The sequence below is a fragment of the Streptomyces sp. NPDC006552 genome (assembly GCF_040611655.1).
Taxonomy (GTDB): Bacteria; Actinomycetota; Actinomycetes; order Streptomycetales; family Streptomycetaceae; genus Streptomyces.
The window spans coordinates 1-16993 of the sequence record NZ_JBEXOS010000023.1 but is presented as its reverse complement, the minus strand read 5'-3'; the positions used below and the strand labels follow the sequence as shown (position 1 = coordinate 16993).

Annotated in this window: 19 protein-coding genes; 12 read left to right on the top strand and 7 right to left on the bottom strand. The window is 73.1% G+C overall.

Annotated elements, in window-relative coordinates:
• Positions 1 to 123: 123 nt before the first annotated feature.
• Positions 124 to 957, bottom strand: coding sequence for an oxidoreductase (locus ABZY33_RS15985; RefSeq protein WP_356492167.1), 834 nt, complete (start codon positions 955 to 957; stop codon positions 124 to 126).
• Positions 958 to 1058: 101 nt separating this feature from the next.
• Here ABZY33_RS15985 and ABZY33_RS15980 point away from each other — a divergent pair, with 101 nt between their 5' ends.
• Together ABZY33_RS15980 and ABZY33_RS15975 are read left to right on the top strand one after the other, a co-directional pair.
• Positions 1059 to 1973 (top strand): LysR substrate-binding domain-containing protein, encoded by a 915-nt coding sequence (locus tag ABZY33_RS15980; RefSeq protein WP_356492166.1) that lies wholly within the window; start codon positions 1059 to 1061, stop codon positions 1971 to 1973.
• A 176-nt stretch (positions 1974 to 2149) separates the two neighbouring features.
• Complete coding sequence (locus ABZY33_RS15975; protein ID WP_356492165.1) at positions 2150 to 2296, top strand: hypothetical protein; 147 nt, start codon at positions 2150 to 2152, stop codon at positions 2294 to 2296.
• A 31-nt stretch (positions 2297 to 2327) separates the two neighbouring features.
• Here ABZY33_RS15975 and ABZY33_RS15970 read toward each other — a convergent pair whose 3' ends face one another.
• The gene (locus ABZY33_RS15970) at positions 2328 to 3962 is read right to left on the bottom strand and encodes an ABC-F family ATP-binding cassette domain-containing protein (RefSeq protein ID WP_356492164.1); all 1635 of its coding nucleotides are present in this window, start codon (positions 3960 to 3962) and stop codon (positions 2328 to 2330) included.
• Between the two features lie 492 nt (positions 3963 to 4454).
• On the opposite strand from ABZY33_RS15970, the gene ABZY33_RS15965 reads away from it, so the two are divergent.
• Complete coding sequence (locus ABZY33_RS15965; protein ID WP_356492163.1) at positions 4455 to 6086, top strand: tannase/feruloyl esterase family alpha/beta hydrolase; 1632 nt, start codon at positions 4455 to 4457, stop codon at positions 6084 to 6086.
• A gap of 159 nt (positions 6087 to 6245) precedes the next feature.
• Positions 6246 to 7217 (top strand): quinone oxidoreductase, encoded by a 972-nt coding sequence (locus ABZY33_RS15960; protein WP_356492162.1) that lies wholly within the window; start codon positions 6246 to 6248, stop codon positions 7215 to 7217.
• Between the two features lie 13 nt (positions 7218 to 7230).
• On the opposite strand, the gene ABZY33_RS15955 is transcribed toward ABZY33_RS15960, so the two are convergent.
• The 4 genes from ABZY33_RS15955 to ABZY33_RS15940 all read right to left on the bottom strand — a co-directional run bounded on the left by ABZY33_RS15955 (position 7231) and on the right by ABZY33_RS15940 (position 9963).
• Positions 7231 to 7875, bottom strand: coding sequence for a GPP34 family phosphoprotein (locus ABZY33_RS15955; protein ID WP_356492161.1), 645 nt, complete (start codon positions 7873 to 7875; stop codon positions 7231 to 7233).
• Between the two features lie 88 nt (positions 7876 to 7963).
• Complete coding sequence (locus ABZY33_RS15950; RefSeq protein WP_356492211.1) at positions 7964 to 9124, bottom strand: DUF6596 domain-containing protein; 1161 nt, start codon at positions 9122 to 9124, stop codon at positions 7964 to 7966.
• A gap of 8 nt (positions 9125 to 9132) precedes the next feature.
• Positions 9133 to 9540: a YciI family protein gene (locus ABZY33_RS15945; protein ID WP_356492160.1), complete on the bottom strand. Its 408-nt coding sequence runs from the start codon at positions 9538 to 9540 to the stop codon at positions 9133 to 9135.
• A 219-nt stretch (positions 9541 to 9759) separates the two neighbouring features.
• On the bottom strand, positions 9760 to 9963 hold the full coding sequence (locus ABZY33_RS15940; RefSeq protein WP_324768226.1) for a cold-shock protein: 204 nt from the start codon (positions 9961 to 9963) through the stop codon (positions 9760 to 9762).
• A gap of 469 nt (positions 9964 to 10432) precedes the next feature.
• Between ABZY33_RS15940 and ABZY33_RS15935 the strand changes: the two genes are divergently transcribed.
• The 6 genes from ABZY33_RS15935 (at position 10433) to ABZY33_RS15910 (ending at position 14847) form a co-directional block, all read left to right on the top strand.
• Positions 10433 to 10894 carry a DUF6299 family protein gene (locus ABZY33_RS15935; RefSeq protein WP_356492159.1) on the top strand — a complete coding sequence of 154 codons (462 nt, stop codon included), beginning with the start codon at positions 10433 to 10435 and terminating at the stop codon, positions 10892 to 10894.
• A 302-nt stretch (positions 10895 to 11196) separates the two neighbouring features.
• On the top strand, positions 11197 to 11391 hold the full coding sequence (locus ABZY33_RS15930; protein ID WP_356492158.1) for a hypothetical protein: 195 nt from the start codon (positions 11197 to 11199) through the stop codon (positions 11389 to 11391).
• Positions 11392 to 11447: 56 nt separating this feature from the next.
• Positions 11448 to 12185 carry a hypothetical protein gene (locus ABZY33_RS15925; protein ID WP_356492157.1) on the top strand — a complete coding sequence of 246 codons (738 nt, stop codon included), beginning with the start codon at positions 11448 to 11450 and terminating at the stop codon, positions 12183 to 12185.
• 145 nt (positions 12186 to 12330) lie between these two features.
• Complete coding sequence (locus ABZY33_RS15920; protein ID WP_356492156.1) at positions 12331 to 13260, top strand: hypothetical protein; 930 nt, start codon at positions 12331 to 12333, stop codon at positions 13258 to 13260.
• A complete protein-coding gene (locus tag ABZY33_RS15915; RefSeq protein WP_356492155.1) occupies positions 13260 to 14402 on the top strand; it encodes a serine hydrolase domain-containing protein in 1143 nt (380 codons plus the stop codon). Before ABZY33_RS15920 ends, ABZY33_RS15915 begins: the two co-directional genes overlap by 1 nt.
• A 34-nt stretch (positions 14403 to 14436) precedes the next feature.
• Positions 14437 to 14847: an STAS domain-containing protein gene (locus tag ABZY33_RS15910; RefSeq protein WP_356492154.1), complete on the top strand. Its 411-nt coding sequence runs from the start codon at positions 14437 to 14439 to the stop codon at positions 14845 to 14847.
• A gap of 30 nt (positions 14848 to 14877) precedes the next feature.
• Here ABZY33_RS15910 and ABZY33_RS15905 read toward each other — a convergent pair whose 3' ends face one another.
• Positions 14878 to 15276, bottom strand: coding sequence for an ATP-binding protein (locus ABZY33_RS15905; RefSeq protein WP_356492153.1), 399 nt, complete (start codon positions 15274 to 15276; stop codon positions 14878 to 14880).
• A gap of 107 nt (positions 15277 to 15383) precedes the next feature.
• On the opposite strand from ABZY33_RS15905, the gene ABZY33_RS15900 reads away from it, so the two are divergent.
• Positions 15384 to 16331, top strand: coding sequence for a DUF389 domain-containing protein (locus ABZY33_RS15900; protein WP_356492152.1), 948 nt, complete (start codon positions 15384 to 15386; stop codon positions 16329 to 16331).
• 138 nt (positions 16332 to 16469) lie between these two features.
• A partial coding sequence (locus ABZY33_RS15895) for a sigma-70 family RNA polymerase sigma factor (protein ID WP_356492151.1) occupies positions 16470 to 16993 on the top strand: 524 nt, incomplete at its 3' end.

Here is a 16993-nt window from a genome sequence, read left to right as displayed (position 1 = left end):
AGGACGTTTACAGGCGGCCGACATGCGGCGGTCGGCGAGGAGGGAAGCTGATGGGGGCGAGCAGATCCGGCCGCTGACTCGCCGCGGCCGGCAAGGGACGTCGTGCCTTCAGCTCTCCAGGCGTCAGTTGCCGAAGTCGGTGGAGCGGGCGAGCTTTTCCCAGGAGTGGAGTTCGGTGCGGGCACGGTCGAGGTGGTGGATGATCGCGTCGGTGGCGTCGTTTCCCAGTGGCAGACGCAGCGGCGGTTCGTCGGCGTCCAGCGCGGTGAGGATGGCGGCCGCGGCCTTGGCCGGGTCCCCGGGCTCCTGGCCGGCCCCGCCCGGCAGGCCGGAACGGACGGGACCCACGGTGTCCTCATAGGCGTTCAGGGCCGCGGACTGCTGCAGGGCCCCGGTGCCGGCGAAGCCGGTGCGGAACGCTCCGGGCTCGATGATCAGCACCCGGATGCCGTGCGGGGCGACCTCGGCGGCCAGCGCCTCGGAGAGCCCTTCCAGGGCGAACTTGGTGGCGCAGTAGGCGCCGACCCCGGCGAAGGCGAACCGCCCGCCCATACTGGTCAGTTGCACGACGGCACCCGAGGCCCGGCGGCGCATGTGGGGCAGTACGGCCCGGGTGAGCGCGGCCGGGCCGAAGAAGTGCAGGTCCATCAGGTTCCGCAGTTCGGCGTCGGTCGTCTCCTCGACGGCTCCCACCATGCCCCGTCCGGCGTTGTTGACCAGGACGTCGATGCGGCCGTGCCGGGCCACGATGCCGTCGACCGCGTCTTGAATGCCGGCGATCTCGGTGACGTCCAGCGGCAGCGCCTCGACCTGGTCCGGGTGCGCGGCGACCAGGTCGGCGAGCGGCTCGGTGCGGCGGGCGGCGGCGATCACGATGTCTCCCGCCGCCACCGCCGCTTCGGTGATCGCCCGGCCGAACCCGCTGCTCGCCCCGGTGACCAGCCATACCTTGTTCACGGTCTTCTCCTTGTGCCGGGTGATCCGCCGTTCTCGGCGGTTCGTGTGAATTACCCTGCGGGGCACAGCGGTTGCCCGTCCAAGATCCGCTGTGATAGCCGATGGTTATGGACGTTCACGGACGGGACCTGCGGTACTTCGCTGCCGTGGCCGAGGAGCTGCACTTCACGCGCGCAGCCGAGCGGCTGTACGTCTCACAGCCCGCGCTGAGCAAGCAGATCAGGATGCTGGAGAAGCAGGTGGGGGCCGCGTTGTTCGAGCGTGACCGGCGCGAGGTACGCCTGAGCGCGGCGGGCACAGCGCTGCTGCCCCACGCTCAGCGCATGCTCGCCGAGTGGGAGGCAGCCCAGGAAGCGGTCGCCCGGGCCGTGGCCGACCAGGCGGCTGTCCTCGTCGTGGGGATGAGCACCAGCCCGGGCCGCGGCGGTGTGCTGCCGGCGATCCGCTCCCGCTTCACCGCCGCGCGCCCCGACGCCCGCCTCCGACTTCACCAGGTCCCCTGGTACGACGCGACCGCCGGGCTCGCCGACGGCACGTGCGATGCGGCGTTCGTCTGGCTGCCGCTGCCCGATCCGGACCGTTACCGGTGGGTGGTGGTCGCCGAGGAGCCCCGCCTGGTCGCCATGCCCGAGACTCACCCGCTCGCCGACAGGGAGATCATCGACTTCACCGATCTCCTGGACGAGCCGTTCCTCGCCCTGCCCGGCAGCGCCGGGCCGCTGCGCGACTACTGGCTCGCCACCGACGCCCGCGGCGGGAGACCGGCACGGATCGGTGCGGAGGTGGCAAGTACCGAGGAGACGTACGAGGCGCTCGTCGCGGGTCTCGGCGTGGTCCTGCTGGCGGCCGGGAACACCCCGCTGATCACCCTCGGCGGAGTCGTCACCCGTGTGGTGAGCGGCATCGCGCCCAGCCGCTTCGCCCTGGCCTGGCGCGCCGACGACCGCCGCCCGCTGGTGCAGGCGTACGCGCGGGCGTGTGCGCTGGCGACCGAGACGACACCTACCGCCCACTGAGATGGCCGCTCAGCTCGTCCTCGTTGATCGGTACCGTCATTCTGCGCTTGATGGCATGGAGAGCGCAGGGAAAAAGCCTCGGTCTCGTCGTTCGTTCACAGCCGCCTCGGGCACGTTGAGGTGAAGTCGTCGTCATGGCGGCCTGCTTCACCGTTATTGGCGCAGCGAGGAGGATCATGAGTGAGCTGGAACGGATTCCGCTTGCGAACAGTGGTCGGCTCATGCCCGACGGAACGGCCGGGCTGGTCATTTTCCTGGTGGCGATAGCCGTCATCATCGGGATGATCATTTATGGGCGGTCAACGCGGAAGCGGAGGCGCTGACGCACCGAGTCTCCTTCAGGGCGGTCCGTCCTCACCGCACCGGCGCGGCCGTCTCCGTGAGTTCGCCCCCGGCCAGCCGCAGCCACCGGTTCACGCCGATCTCGCCGAGGAACCGCTCGTCGTGGCTGATCACCATGAACGCGCCCTGGTAGGAGTTGAGCGCGCCCTCCAGCTGGGCCGCGCTGACCAGGTCGAGGTTGTTGGTGGGCTCGTCGAGCAGCAGCAGGTGCGGGGCCGGCTCGGCGCACAGCACGCACGCCAGCGTGGCCCGCAGCCGCTCGCCGCCGGAGAGCACCCCGACCGGCAGGTGGGCCCGGGTACCCCGGAAGAGGAAGCGGGCGAGGAGGTTCATCCGCTCCGCCTCGGGCCGCTCGGGGGCGAACGCGGCGAAGTTCTCCGCGACCGTGCGCTCCAGGTCGAGCAGGTCAAGGCGCTGGGAGAGGTAGGCGATGCGGCCGTCGTTGCGCTTGATCTCCCCGCTCCGCGGGGTGAGTTCGCCCGTGATCAGCCGCAGCAGGGTGGTCTTCCCGGCGCCGTTCGGCCCGACCAGCGCGATCCGCTCGGGCCCGCGGACACTCAGCGAGACCCCGCCCGCAGCGAACACGTCCCGGTCCCCGAGCCGGACCTGCATGCCCTCGCCGAGGAAGAGGTTGCGTCCGGCGGGCACCTGGGTGTCGGGCAGTTCGAGGGTGAGCCGCTGCTCGTCACGGAGGGCGCGGCCGGCCTCGTCGAGGCGGGCCCTGGCCTCGCCGACCCGGGAGGCGTGCATCGTGCCGGACCTGCCGGCGGCCTCCTGGGCACCGCGCTTCATATTGCCGGCGAAGATCTTCGGCAGCCCGGCGCTCTTCAGGTTTTTGGCGGCGTTGCTCGCGCGGCGCTCCGCGCGTTCCCGGGCCTGCTGCAACTCCCGTTTCTCCCGCTTGAGTTCCTGCTCGGCGTTGCGCACGTTCTTCTCGGCGACCTCCTGCTCGGCGCGGACGGCCTCCTCGTACGTGGTGAAGTCACCACCGTACAGGCGCAGTTCGTCGACGCTCAGCTCGGCGATGCGCTCCATCCGGTCGAGCAGCGCACGGTCGTGACTGACCAGCAGCAGGCAGCCGGAGAAGTCGGAGAGCACGTCATAGAGGCGGTGGCGAGACTCCAGGTCGAGGTTGTTGGTGGGCTCGTCGAGGAGGAGGACGTCGGGGCGCCGCAGGAGCTGCGCGGCGAGGCCGAGGGAGACGACCTGGCCGCCGCTGAGCGTGGCGAGGACCCGGTCCAGGGCGAGGCCGGCCAGGCCCAGGCGGTCGAGCTGGGCGCGGGTGCGCTCCTCGATGTCCCAGTCGTCGCCGATCGTGGTGAAGTGCTCCTCGGCCACGTCGCCGGACTCCACGGCGTCGATCGCGCGGATCACCGCGTCGACGCCCAGCACCTCGGCGACCGTGAGCTCCCCGGTCAGGGGGAGGGACTGCGGGAGGTAGCCGAGAGTGCCGTCGACGGAGACGGAACCGGCGGTGGGCCGCAGCTCACCGGCGAGCAGCTTGAGCAGCGTGCTCTTGCCGGCGCCGTTCGGCGCGACCAGGCCGGTGCGGCCGGGGGCGAGGTTGAAGGACAGGTCGTGGAAGACCGGGGTGTCGTCGGGCCAGGCGAAGGAGACGTTCGAGCAGACGACGGAGGCGTGGGACATGGCGATGACCTCGGCGGTGTGGAGGCGGAGAACAGAGCTCTGCCCCGGGAGGAAGGGGGGAAGGAGGTACGCAGAAACCGGCCCGCGTCGACGGCGCCCGATGCGCCGGCCGCTGGGCCGTCACCACCGGATCTCATCCGGAGATGTCGTCGTCACCCACCATGTCCGTGAACTCCCGCTCGACAGTCGATGTCCCTCAGCAGCTTAACAGCCGGGCGGAGCGGGCGCCCCCGTACCTCATACGTGTGCCGAAAGCGTCCCGGACGAACGCGTTGACAGCGGTCCTAGGCCATGCCAATCTCATAACCGGTTTGAACGGTGACGAGCGACAGTGGCTGCAGCACTGGCGCCGGCAGTGGCACTGGTAACGGCACCGGTGGCGAGCGAGACCTTCCCCGGCGCCGCCTTCCACTGACTCACCTGCCTGCTGACCTCACCCCTGCCTGTTCACTCCACCCCTGCCTGCTCACCTCACCCCCGGGACGGGAAACGATGAAAAAGGTTCTGACGGCACTAGCGGCCGGTGTGCCGTTGATCGCGGCGGCGGTATGGCTGCCGCCGGCCGCCTCGGCGGCAGAGACCCGTGGCGCCGGCGCGACCACGTCGACCACCGCTTGTACGGCCCCCTCCCCGCGGGCGCCGGACGGCACCAGGATCGAGTCCGTGACAGCGGTCCGCCAGGCCGGCGGCACCGTCAAGGGCACCGGTCTCCTCGGCGGCGAGGTCTCTGGCGTTCCGGCGTTCTGCCAGGTGACGGTCGTGCTCACCCACCCCGGGGAGGGCGACCACGCCACGGTGCGGACCTGGCTGCCCGAGCAGCGGTGGAACGGCCGTTTCCAGGCGATCGGCGGCAGCGCCTACCGCGCCGGGGACAACGGTGTCGGCCTGGGCGGCGCGGTCAAGGCCGGCTACGCGGTGACCACCACGGACGCCGGCGTCGGCGACGTACTGGACACCAGCTGGGTCCTCGACCACGAGGGCGAGGTCGACCGCACCGCGCTGAAGAACTTCGCCTCCCGCTCCCAGCACGAGGCCGCGGCCGTCGGCAAGGCCGTCGTGAGCGGCGTCTACGGCAAGCCGGCCGCGTACTCCTACTTCACCGGCTGCTCCACCGGCGGACGCCAGGGTTACATGGAGGCCCAGGCCCACCCAGGCGACTACGACGGCATCCTCGCGGACGCGCCCGCCATCAACTGGGACGAGTTCGAGGTCGCCACCCTGTGGCCGCAGGTGGTCCTGGAGAACGAGAAGACGCACCCGAGCGACTGCGAGCTGACCGCGTTCACCGACGCCGCCGTCACGGCGTGCGACCAGCTCGACGGGGTCAGGGACGGGCTGGTCGACGACGCGTCCCGCTGCGACTTCGACCCGCGCCGGCTGATCGGCACCAAGGTCGACTGCGAGGGCGAGGAGCTGACCGTCACCGCCGCCGACGCGGCCGTGGTCCGCAAGATCTGGGACGGCCCCCGCACCACCTCGGGCCGCAAGCTGTGGGCCGGTGTCCCGGTCGGAGCCGACCTGGCGGGCCTCGCCCACTCCGCGCCGGCGGAGCCCGGCGGCCCCCTCGCCGGCCAGCCCTTCCCGGTCCCGGCCCGCTGGGTCCAGCTCTTCCTGAAGAAGGACCCGTCGTTCGACCTCACGAGGATCGGCTACGACGAGTTCACGACGCTGTTCCGGCAGTCCCAGGCCGAGTACGACAAGGTCATCGGCACCGACGACCCGGACCTCTCGGACTTCCGCCGCTCCGGTGGCAAGCTGCTGACCTGGCAGGGCGACGCCGACGAGTTCATCCCCGCCCAGGGCACGGTCCGCTACCACCAGCAGGTCGCGCGCGAGCTGGGCGGCGCGCGGCGGGTCGACGACTTCTACCGGCTCTTCCTCGCGCCCGGCACCGGCCACTGCGGCCTCGACGGGCAGGACGGTTCGACCGACGGCCTCGCCGCCCTGACGCGCTGGGTCGAACACGGCACGGCGCCCGCCACCCTGCCCGCCACGCTGGTCAACGCCGACGGCGAGCAGGTCGGCCGCGACCTGTGCGCCTACCCGAAGGTCTCCCGCTACCAGGGCCACGGCGACCCGTCCCGTCCCGCCGGCTTCCGCTGCGTCGCCCCCGCCCGGCACTGACACCCACTTTGGACTTGCTGGTCCAAAAAATGCGGCCTACGTTCCTCCTCGTAACGCGACAACGGCAATACCGGCCACCACGTGTGCAGGTGTCTCCCCTCCCTGGGTCCCTGCATACGTGTGACCGTAAAGAGGAACCGGACAGAGAAAGGTGTGACCATGCGTGCTGTCGTTCTGAACGAGGTGGGCGGTCCCGAGGTGCTCCGGGCGCAGGAGTGGCCCGACCCCCAGGCAGGCCCGGGCGAACTCGTCGTCGACGTCGAGTTCGCCGGCGTCAACTTCATGGACACCGGCAGCCGGACCGGTTTCTCGCTCCCCGGCGAACTCCCCCTCGTCCCCGGCGTCGAGGGCGCGGGCCGGGTCTCCGCGATCGGCGCGGGCGTCGAGGGCTTCGCGCTCGGCGACCGCGTCGCCTGGGTCCGGGTCTTCGGCAGCTACGCCGAGAAGATCGCGATCCCCGCCGACCAGGCCGTGCCCGTACCGGACGACATCCCGAGCGATGTCGCCGCCGCGACGATGATGCAGGGCGTCACCGCCCACCACTTCGTCACCGAGACGGCGCCGCTGGCCGCGGGCGAGACCGCGCTGGTGCACGCCGCCGCCGGCGGGGTGGGCCGCATGCTCACCCAACTGCTCGCCCAGCGCGGGGTCCGGGTGATCGGCCTCGTCTCCCGCGCGGAGAAGACCGCGGCCGCCCAGGACGCGGGCGCGGCCGACGTCCTGGTCTCCCAGGGCGGTGACTTCGTCGACCGGGTCAGGGAACTGACCGGCGGCGAGGGCGTGCACGCGGTGTTCGACGGCGGCGGGGCCAGCACGTTCTGGCCCTCCACCGAAGTGCTCCGGCGCTCCGGAACGCTCGTCTACTTCGGCCCGCTCATCGGCGACGTCCCCACGGTGCGGCTGTTCGAACTGCCGAAGAGCATCAAGGTCAGCTACGCGGTCTTCGCGGACCACATCCCCACCCGGGAGCTGCTGCTCCGGCACACCACGGACCTGTTCGACAAGATCCGCCAGGGGGACCTGCGGGTCGACATCACCGGCCGCTACCCGCTCGGCGAGGCCGCACGGGCCCACGCCGACATCGAATCCCGGCGCACCTCCGGCAAGCTGCTGCTCGACGCGGGCCGCTGACGGACCGAGCCGCTCACAACCCCCGCCAGATGTTGTCGAAGGCCGCCTTCTCGATCGAACGTCGCTGGCGTACGGCCTCCAGCTCCATCACCGCGTCCCCCACCGCGGCCAGGACCACGGTCTCGTCATCGGTGAGCCCCATGTCCACGCCCGCCCCTGCCGCCGCCGGGTCACCCCCGGTGGCCCCGGCGCTTTCGTCCGCGCGGTCCGGCAGGCCGACCGCGGTGGCGAGCGCGGCGAGCACGGGTTCGCCCGCCACCCGGCGCGCCGCGGCCTCGCGGCCCGCGGGCGAATCCACGACCACCGTCCGCTCGTTCCGCCCCAGAAGCCGTGAGCCGCGGGCGTGGTGGACCACGCCGGCCCGCGCCAACTCGGCCGTGTAGGCGCGGGACAGCTCGTGCCCCCGGCGCCACAGCCACTCCTCGACCGGCTCGTACGGCGCCTGCCGGACGAGGGTGGCGGCGGCCTCGCCCAGCAGCCGGTCGCCGGGCGCCGGCCCGCCGGCGGGGATCAGCCGGTCGCCGTCCAGGGCGACGACCCGCGCCTCGACGAGGTCGAGGAGCTCGGCACCGGCGAGCGCGAGCGACAGATCCCCCTGGCCCACCTCACGGTCGGGCGCCGACAGGACGGTGATCGCCAGGTCGCGTGCGGTGTTCATACGTGCCTCCATGTGGCTCGCCGGTGGTCCGTCCAGGGTGCCGTCCACGGCCAGGACCCGCAGGACCCGAGGGTCGCTTCCCCACCTCTCACCCAGCTGTGGGCCCGTGGCGCAGCCGGGTGTTGAGCCGGGCCGCCTGACGTGTGAGGTGGTCGCGTTCGGCAAGAGCGGGAGCGTGCAGCGCGGCCTCGGCGTACAGCCGTGCCGCCGTCGCCAGGTCGCCGTCGCGCTCATGGAGGTAGGCGGCGGCCGCAGTGTGCCGGGGCAGCGTGGGGTCCAGCGCGGCGAGCGCCGCCAGACCCGCCCGCGCCCCGTCGGCCTCCCCGACGGCGACGGCGCGGTTGAGCCGCACGACAGGGCTGTCGGTCAGCCGCGCGAGTTCGTCGTACCACTCCACGATCTGCACCCAGTCCGTCTCCGCCGCCGTGGGCGCGTCGGCGTGGAGCGCCGCGACGGCGGCCTGCGCCTGGAACTCGCCGAGCCGGTCCCGGGCGAGCGCCGCCTGCAGAACTGCCACCCCCTCGGCGATCGCCCGGGTGTCCCACCGGCCGCGGTCCTGCTCGGCGAGGGGGACGAGGCTGCCGTCGGGCGCGGTCCGCGCGGCCCGCCGGGCGTGGTGCAGCAGCATGAGGGCGAGCAGCCCGGACACCTCGGGATGGTCGATCGCGGCCGCGAGCTGCCGGGTGAGCCGGATCGCCTCGGTGGCCAGGTCGACGTCGCCGGAGTAGCCCTCGTTGAAGACCAGGTAGAGGACGCGCAGCACGGTGGCGACGTCGCCCGCCTGGTCGAACCGCACGCCGGAGACCGTGCGCTTGGCCCGGCTGATGCGCTGCGCCATCGTCGCCTCGGGGACCAGGTAGGCCTGGGCGATCTGCCGCGTGGTCAGGCCGCCGACGGCGCGCAGGGTGAGCGCGACGGCGGACGACGGTGTCAGGGACGGGTGCGCGCACAGGAAGTAGAGCTGGAGGGTGTCGTCCCGCGCGGCGGCCGGGCCCGGCGCCGGCTGCTCGTCGACGAGGTCCTCGCGGCGGCGGCGCGCGGCGTCCGCGCGGGTCGCGTCGAGGAACCGGCGCCAGGCCACGGTGATCAGCCAGCCCTTGGCGTCGCGCGGCGGATCGTCCGGCCAGACGCGCACCGCCTCGGTCAGCGCGTCCTGGACCGCGTCCTCGGCCGCCGCGAAGTCGGCTCCGCGGCGGACGAGGACGGCGAGCACGCCCGGGGTGAGGCCGCGCAGCAGGGCCTCGTCCATCGGAACGCTCACTCCGTGACGGTGCCGTGCGCGCTCAGGAACGGGCGCAGTTCCAGCCACTCGTGGATCGGCTCGCCGCCCGCGCCGGGAGCGGCGGACAGCTCCCCGGCCAGCTCGACGGCGCGCTCGTAGCTGTCGACGTCGATGACCATCCACCCCGCGATGAGGTCCTTGGTCTCGGCGAACGGGCCGTCGGTGACCGGCGGGCGCCCCTCGCCGTCGTAGCGCACGAACGTCCCCTCGGGGGCGAGCGCCTGGCCGTCGACGAACTCGCCGGTCTTCTCGAGCCGGCCCGCGAAGTCGTTCATGTACTGGATGTGCGCCGAGACCTCCTGCGGCGTCCACTGGTCCATCGGTACGTTGTTCACCGGGGCCGGGGCGCCGCGGTAGTGCTTCAGCAGCAGGTACTTGGCCATGAGAGCTCTCCTTGGTGCGGGTGCGGCCCATTGTGGCCGCGTTCGCACCGGGGACGGAGCGGGTCCGGGGTTCTCGACATCATCGGCCGGACCGTTTCCGGTTTTCTTCGCCCGCATGGCCGGACGGGCCCGCGGGTGGGGGAACGGCGGAGGGCGGGCCCGGCCGGGGGTGCCGGTCGGGTCCGCCCTCGTGGGCCTGTGTCAGTGCCGGGGGGTGGTTCAGCCCCGGACGATGTTCTCGGCCTGGGGGCCCTTCTGGCCCTGGGTGATGTCGAAGGTGACCGTCTCGCCCTCGACGAGCTCGCGGTAGCCGTTACCGGCGATGTTGCTGTAGTGGGCGAACACGTCGGGTCCGCCACCGCTCTGCTCGATGAAGCCGAAGCCCTTTTCGGAGTTGAACCACTTCACGGTACCGCTGGCCATACTGCTGTCCTTTAACTCTCGCCCGACAGGGTGCCGGGCTGGGATGTCGAGAGCACTGTCCGATGATCACGGGCAGGCCATGCACCGTTCTACCCCGCGTACGTGTGCACACACCAGCCCTGCCCCGGCCACGCTGCTCCGTTCTGCTGAGGGCCGGTTCTGACCCGGAGTGACGGCCGTGCGGGCGGGGGCCGCGACGCTCCGTGTCGGCGCCGCCGGGCCACGTGGCCCGGCACCGTCGCCACCGGCCGCGGCGCACATCCGGCAACGGCCCCGAACTCGCCACCGGCCAGACCGACTTCGGGGGCGGGGCCGGCCGGGCGCGGGCCTCCCGGCCACCGGTGCGCGGGGCCCCGTGACGGCGCATGCGTCCATCACCGTGACGGACTCGCCGCCGAAGGGATGACGGTCGGCGACGGGACGCGGGAGGCCGGATATCAATGGAGATCCCGAACTAGGAGGATCTCCCATGTCACCTCGGCTTCACCCCACCCTGGGCGCGGTGGTCGGCGCCTCGCTCCTGCTCGCCGCCCCGGCCGCGGTCGCCGCCCCGGCCGCGGTCGCCGCCCCGGCCGCGGCGCCCGCCGAACCGAAGGAGTTCGTCACCGTCGACCCGGTCGGCAAGGTGACCGCGGACGGCACGGTGACGTTGTCCGGCACCTACCGCTGCGCCGACAGCGCCGGCCTGCCCCTCGTCTCCTCCTCCGTCCGGCAGGGCGGCTCGATCGCCCGGCAGGGAATCGGCGGCAGCGCGGCCGTCTGCGACGGCGCCGAGCACCGCTGGGAGAACACGGGCAAGGCCTCCGGGGCCGGGGTCAGGGCCGGCGCCGTGGAGGTGGAGGCCACCGTGATGGAACTCCGGCTCCAGCACGGCCTGCCGCTGCCGTACTTCCACGCGGTGCAGAAGCAGGACGTCACCCTGAAGGGCTGAGCGGAAGGCTGGGCCCGCCCGGGACCCGGCCGCCGCCGCACCCTTCTTGTCCTCCTTTCGTATTATTTTCATCTATTCACCCGTTCGGCGTAATGCCGGAACAGCGCCGGACGGTCGGCCCGGCGGCGGTGCCCACCGGTCTCCCGCGCGTCCGTACGGGGCCTCGGGGGTTCGGCGCCGCGCTTGCGCTCCCTCGGCCGCCCAGCGGCGTCCCGCATATGTTGCTGCGTACCAATTTGTGGTGTTTGGGTGAGGTGTTGGGGCACTCAGGAAGTGCCGACCTCGATGCGGAGGAGCTAACGATGCTCACCCTCCAGACCACGGGCCTCGTGCTCGACAAGGACGTCATCGATGTGTTGATGGCTCCGGCGGAAGCGCCGGTGAGTGACGCTCCGATCCCCTCCCTGGAAGACGCGGGCGAGGGCGCCGGAGCGCTGCTGCTCGGCCTGGGCCTGCTGCTCTCGCCGAAGGAGCCGAAGGAGCCGAAAGGCCGGTGATCGACGAATGCTCACGCACCGCCCACAGCGGGTCGGCTGAGCGTTTGGCTCGTCGTGTGCTCGACGCCCTCCGGGGCGCCGGGCACACGGCTGTCGCCGCCGCCCACCTGGAGGAAGCCGCCGCTCTGCCGCCCCAGGAACAGGTGGCCGCCCTCGGCGCGATCCGCCTCCTCGGCGCCGACGTCCTCGCGCCCGCCGTCCTGACCGGCCAGGTCCCGCCCGCCGAGGAGACCGTCGCCATCGCCGCGACGCTGGACGCGCTCCCGCCGGTCCAGCCGCCGCCCGCCGCCCCGCCCGAGGGCGCGGAACCCGCCTGGGTACGGGCCTGGATCGACTGGTCCCTCGTCACCGTCCTGACCCGCGTCGACCCCGCGGCCGTCGCCCCCGCGGCGCCCGAACCCCCGCCCCCGCCGCGGTGCGAGGCCCCGACCGCGCCCCGGCGCGCTCCCGCCACGCCGCACGGCGACGGGACGCGCGAGGGGTGGGTGCCCTGGTCGGTGCGGATGGGCGCGCTGGCCCCGCTCGCCCTGCCCGGCCTGGACGGACCGGTGCACCGGGCCGCCCGGGACGGTGCGCTGGGTCTGGCGCGCGGTGCCACCCGCGCCGTCCTGCGCCGTGACTACCCCACCGCCGCCCGCATCACCCGCTGGCTGGCCTGGCTGCACGCCGAGCGCACCGAGCTGCCCCTGGACCCGGTGCCGCTGACGGAGCACCTCGCGCTGCTGGGCGGCGGCGGCCGCGTCGCCCTGGACACGGCCATCGCCCACCGCCTCCTGGGCCTGGACACCACGTGAACGCGCGGTACGCGACGTCCGCCCGTACGGACCCGCGCGGCGGGGCGCCCGCCCGTACGCGCACACGCTGCACGGCACCTGCCCGCACCCGCACCCGCCGCGACACGTCCGCCGTACCTCCCCGCCCGTGCCGCCTGGAGAACCGATGAGCCACCCTCCCGCCGACCTCGCCCACGCGATCAGCTCCCGGGCGCTCGGCTGGCTGCACGCCAACCGGCACTACGGCGCCCTGTCCGAGCTGCCCGACGCCGACCTCAGCGCGGACCGGGGCGCGTACAAGGCGCTCGGCGAGACCGCGCTCGCCGCCTCCCTGGTCCTGCGCAGCGGCGCGGCCGGCACCACCGAACTCACCCTCGCCCGCGAACTGCTCACCTACTGCTGGCAGCAGGCCGGCGAGGGCTCCCTGCTGTACGAGCGGCTGCTGCGCTACCCCTTGAAGACCGACCCGCTGGAGACGTACGCCCACTTCATCCGCGGCGGGTTCCGCCACCGGGAGCTGGACGAACTCCTCGCCCACACGGTCACCTTGCGGTCCACCCACGCCTCGGAACACGTGCCCAACCGCCGGCTCGGCGTCGCCAACGCCATCCGGGTCAGCGGTCTCGACCGGGGCGAGGGCACCCCCCGATGGGCCGAACTCACCCGCGCCACCTGGCTCGGCAGCACACCCGACCCCTGGCACCTGGACTGGCTGACCGCCTACGCCGTCACCCACACCGTCTACCACCTCACCGACTGGGGGCGGCTGCCCACCGGCCTGCCCACGCAGCTCGCCGCGTACCTGCACCGCTGGCTCCCGGTGTGGACCGACATCTGGTCGGAGGCGGGCCACTGGGACCTGATGGCCGAGCTGATGATCGTCGAGATGTGCCTGCCCGACGCCCATGTCGACCCCGCGGACTGGCACCGCCTCGCCGAGGTCCAGCACGAGGACGGCATGGTGCCCCGCGACGACCAGCCCGTGGCCGACGACCCCGCCCAGCGCTTCGACGACCACCAGCACCCCACCATCGTCGCCGTGATCGCCGGCAACCTCGCGCTCACCCGCGCGCTGGACACCCCGCGACCGAGCTGATGCCGCGCGCCGAACACCCCGCGACCGGCCGGACGCCGCCCGGCCCGCCGCGGGACGACCCGCTGTGGCCCGCGGCGACCCCGCACCTCCAGGCACTGCTGGCCGCGGTACCGACGGCCGCCGCGGTCGCCGTCGGCGTACACCGGCGCGGACGGCGAGCCCTCTTCGTGCACGGCGCCACCGCCCACCACGGCGGCGTACCGGCCGGCGAGGCGACCCGCTTCGAGATCGGCTCGCTCACCAAGACGTTCACCGCCCTGCTCCTGGCCGAACAGGCCGCCCGCGGCGAACTGCGCCTGCGCGACCCCCTCGCCCGTCACCTGCCGCCGGGCACCCGCCTGCCGCCCGGCGGCGCCGCCATCAGCCTGGCCCACCTCGCCACCCACACCTCCGGCCTGCCCCGCCTCCCCCCGGGCCTGCTGCGCACGGCCCTGCCCCACCTGTTCACCAACCCCTACGCCGCCTTCACCGCCGCCGACACCCTCGACGCCCTGGCCCGCACCCGGCTGCGCTCCCGGCCGGGCAGCCGCGTCCACTACTCGAACTTCGGCGTCGGCCTCCTCGGCCACGCCCTGTGCGGCGCGGCCGGTACGCAGGAGTACGCCGCCCTCCTGGACGCCCGCGTCCTGCGCCCGCTGGGCCTGCGCGACACGGACTGCGGCAGCACGCCCGCGGACGACATGGAGAGCGCGGGCGACCCGGGCGGCGCGGACCGCACCGCCGACGCCACCGGCTACTGGCACCACCGCCCCCGGCCGCCGTTCCGCATCCCCGGCATGCCCGCGGCCGGCGCCCTCCGCTCCAGCGCGCGCGACCTGCTGACCCTCACCGAGGCGCTGCTCGCCCCCGACGACGCCGGTGTCGGCGAGGGCCCGCTGCGCGCCGCCCTCGCCGACACCGTGCGGCCGCGGCTCGCCCTGCGGCGCGGCACACAGCAGACCGCCCTCATCTGGAACCTGCGCCCGCAGCCCGACGGCTCACGCGTCTACCACCACTCGGGCGGCACCCGCGGCTGCACCGCCTTCGCCGGGTTCGACCCCCGGCGCCGCGTCGCCGTCGTCGCCCTGGCCAACTGCGCCCCCGGCCACGGCAACGGCCTCATCCAGCAGGCGTACACCACACTGCGCCGGCTGGGCGCCTGACCGGAACGCGGGCGTCACCGGCGGCCCGCGGGCGATGTGCATCCGGGGCGGGAGATGTGCGAGGGTGCTGCCCATGACGTCCGGCGGCGGAAAGATAAGCGTTGACCAGCAGGAACGAGTGGCGGTGGTCGCCCCCCGCGGTGAGCTGGACCTGCACGACCTCACCGAGGTCGTCGACACGCTGGCGGGGGTCCTGTCCGACCCGGCGACCGACGCGACGCTGATCGACCTCTCGCAGGTGTCGTTCGCCGACAGCGCCTTCCTCAACCAGCTCCTGGTGACCTACTCCGGGCACGCCGTGAAGCGCCGCCCGCTCGTCCTGTGCGGACCGCTCCAGGCGGCCGTGGCACGGCTGTTGCAGGTCACGGGCACCGATACCGTCCTGCCGCTGGCCGCCGGCCGACAGGACGCCCTCGACCGGCTGCGCGCCTCCGAGACGTCCTGAGGACCTGGCCCGCAGACCGGGCCGGCCCGGTCAGGAGCGGGGTGGCGGCGCGAGCACGGCCGTGATCGTCTTCCCGCCGCCGTGCCGCTCGACGGTGACCGAGCGGGAGAGGTTCTGCACCATGAGCCAGCCGAAACCGCCGGGCGTCGTGGGATCGTGCGGGAGCAGCAGCGGCTCCTTGCCGCTGCGGTCGCTGACCTGTACCACCAGCGCGTGCTCGCGGACACAGGCACTGAAGCGGGTGATGCCGCCGCCGTGGCGCAGCGCGTTCGCCGCGAGTTCGCTGGCGACCAGCAGCGCGTCCTCGCGCAGCCGCCGCGCCTGGTGGTGGGCGAGGCCCTCACACAGGGGCAGGACGGCCGTACTGGTCTCGGCGCGCGCCTGTGAGCAGGTCATGCGCTCCGTGAAGGGCATGGCGGGAGCGCTCATGGCGGGAACCTCCTTCGTGCGGGTGCGTCGGGTGTCCTACGCACACCGCGTGCCCGTCAGCGGGGTGGGCACACCTCGGGGCGGACGCCGCCGGTTACGGTACGCGCATGCTGCACCTGCGCCTGATCACACCGGCCGACAAGACGGACGCCGTGGTGCGTCTGATCGAGAGCACGGTCGGCACCACACACCTGGCGGTGCTGCCGGGCGCGGCGCGTGCCCCGGCCGGCGACGTCGTGCTGTGTGACGCCGCCCGGGAGGCGGGGGACGAACTCATCGACGGGCTGCGCGGGCTGGGCATCGACGAGGTGGGTTCGATCGCCGTCGAGCACATCGGCCTGTCGCTGTCGCGCCGCGCCGACCGCGCGGAGCACGAGGCGCCGGGCGAGGGCGCGGACGCCGTGCTGTGGGAACAGCTCAGCGACACCACGCACGAGGAGTCGACGCTCACCGTCACGTACGTGGCGTTCCTCGTCATCGCCACGATGATCGCCGCGTGCGGCGTCGTGCTCGACAACGCGATCCTGATCGTGGGCGCGATGGCGGTCGGCCCGGAGTTCGGCCCGCTCGCCGGTGTCTGCACGGCCCTGGTGCAGCGCGCCCCGCGCCTCGCGCTGCGCTCGCTGGTGGCGCTGCTCGTCGGCTTCGCGGCGGCGATGGCGGTGACGGTCGGCTTCAGCTGGTTCATGGACGCGGTGGGCCTGTTCAGCCGGGCGCAACTGGAGGCCGACCGCCCCAACACCGGCTTCGTCTACGCGCCCGACTGGTTCTCCTTCGTGGTCGCCGTGCTCGCGGGCGCGGCCGGCATGCTCTCCCTCACCTCGGCGAAGTCGGGCGCCCTGGTGGGCGTGGCGATCTCGGTGACCACGGTGCCCGCGGCGGCGAACGCGGCGGTGGCCCTCGGCTACCGCGACACCGGGCAGACCTGGGGCTCCACGCAGCAACTCCTGCTGAACCTCCTGGGCATCGTCCTGGCCGGCACCCTCACCCTCGTCGTCCAGAAGGGGCTGTGGGCGCGGCAGCGCACCCGCGGCGCCACGCCACGGCGGCCCTGAGGAGCCGGGTCCGGCATGGGGAGCCACTTCGGAGGATCTCGTGCCGGGTGATAGGTATGAAGGGCCGGGTCCGGGGTAAGCGGGCCCGACGCACAGCTTCCGTACGAGCGGAGCGAGCAGAGGCGAAGGGGACAGAGCATGACCACCGTGGCTACGCAGCAGCAGGCTCAGGACCTCACCGCGCAGACGGCGCAGGGGTTGATCGAGCGCGCGTACGCGGACCCCGCGTCGATCGCGCCCAAGGACGCCCGTGAGGTCGGCCGGCACTTCTTCGACCGGCTGGCCGCACTGGAAGAGGGCACGCACGAGTACAGCTATGTACGCAACTGCCTGATCGAGATGAACCTCTCCCTGGTGCAGTACGCGGCCTCCCGGTTCAAGCACCGCGGCCCGCAGGAGATGGAGGACATCGTCCAGGTCGGCACGATCGGCCTGATCAAGGCGATCGACCGGTTCGAGCTGACCCGCGAGGTCGAGTTCACCTCCTTCGCCGTCCCCTACATCACCGGCGAGATCAAGCGGTTCTTCCGTGACACCTCCTGGGCCGTGCACGTCCCGCGCCGCCTCCAGGAAGCCCGGATCGAACTGTCCAAGGCCACCGAGGAGCTGCGCACCCGCCTCGGCCGCACGCCCTCCACCGCCGAGCTGGCCGAGCTGATGCA

Coding starts and splice junctions, on each gene's coding strand:
- ABZY33_RS15965 (WP_356492163.1), top strand. CDS start 4,455: ATGAAAAAGGTTCTGACGGCACTAGCGGCCGGTGTGCCGTTGATCGCG.
- ABZY33_RS15945 (WP_356492160.1), bottom strand. CDS start 9,540: ATGGCCAAGTACCTGCTGCTGAAGCACTACCGCGGCGCCCCGGCCCCG.
- ABZY33_RS15955 (WP_356492161.1), bottom strand. CDS start 7,875: ATGAACACCGCACGCGACCTGGCGATCACCGTCCTGTCGGCGCCCGAC.
- ABZY33_RS15930 (WP_356492158.1), top strand. CDS start 11,197: ATGCTCACCCTCCAGACCACGGGCCTCGTGCTCGACAAGGACGTCATC.
- ABZY33_RS15940 (WP_324768226.1), bottom strand. CDS start 9,963: ATGGCCAGCGGTACCGTGAAGTGGTTCAACTCCGAAAAGGGCTTCGGC.
- ABZY33_RS15950 (WP_356492211.1), bottom strand. CDS start 9,124: ATGGACGAGGCCCTGCTGCGCGGCCTCACCCCGGGCGTGCTCGCCGTC.
- ABZY33_RS15980 (WP_356492166.1), top strand. CDS start 1,059: ATGGTTATGGACGTTCACGGACGGGACCTGCGGTACTTCGCTGCCGTG.
- ABZY33_RS15915 (WP_356492155.1), top strand. CDS start 13,260: ATGCCGCGCGCCGAACACCCCGCGACCGGCCGGACGCCGCCCGGCCCG.
- ABZY33_RS15900 (WP_356492152.1), top strand. CDS start 15,384: ATGCTGCACCTGCGCCTGATCACACCGGCCGACAAGACGGACGCCGTG.
- ABZY33_RS15975 (WP_356492165.1), top strand. CDS start 2,150: ATGAGTGAGCTGGAACGGATTCCGCTTGCGAACAGTGGTCGGCTCATG.
- ABZY33_RS15905 (WP_356492153.1), bottom strand. CDS start 15,276: ATGAGCGCTCCCGCCATGCCCTTCACGGAGCGCATGACCTGCTCACAG.
- ABZY33_RS15960 (WP_356492162.1), top strand. CDS start 6,246: ATGCGTGCTGTCGTTCTGAACGAGGTGGGCGGTCCCGAGGTGCTCCGG.
- ABZY33_RS15935 (WP_356492159.1), top strand. CDS start 10,433: ATGTCACCTCGGCTTCACCCCACCCTGGGCGCGGTGGTCGGCGCCTCG.
- ABZY33_RS15910 (WP_356492154.1), top strand. CDS start 14,437: ATGTGCATCCGGGGCGGGAGATGTGCGAGGGTGCTGCCCATGACGTCC.
- ABZY33_RS15920 (WP_356492156.1), top strand. CDS start 12,331: ATGAGCCACCCTCCCGCCGACCTCGCCCACGCGATCAGCTCCCGGGCG.
- ABZY33_RS15970 (WP_356492164.1), bottom strand. CDS start 3,962: ATGTCCCACGCCTCCGTCGTCTGCTCGAACGTCTCCTTCGCCTGGCCC.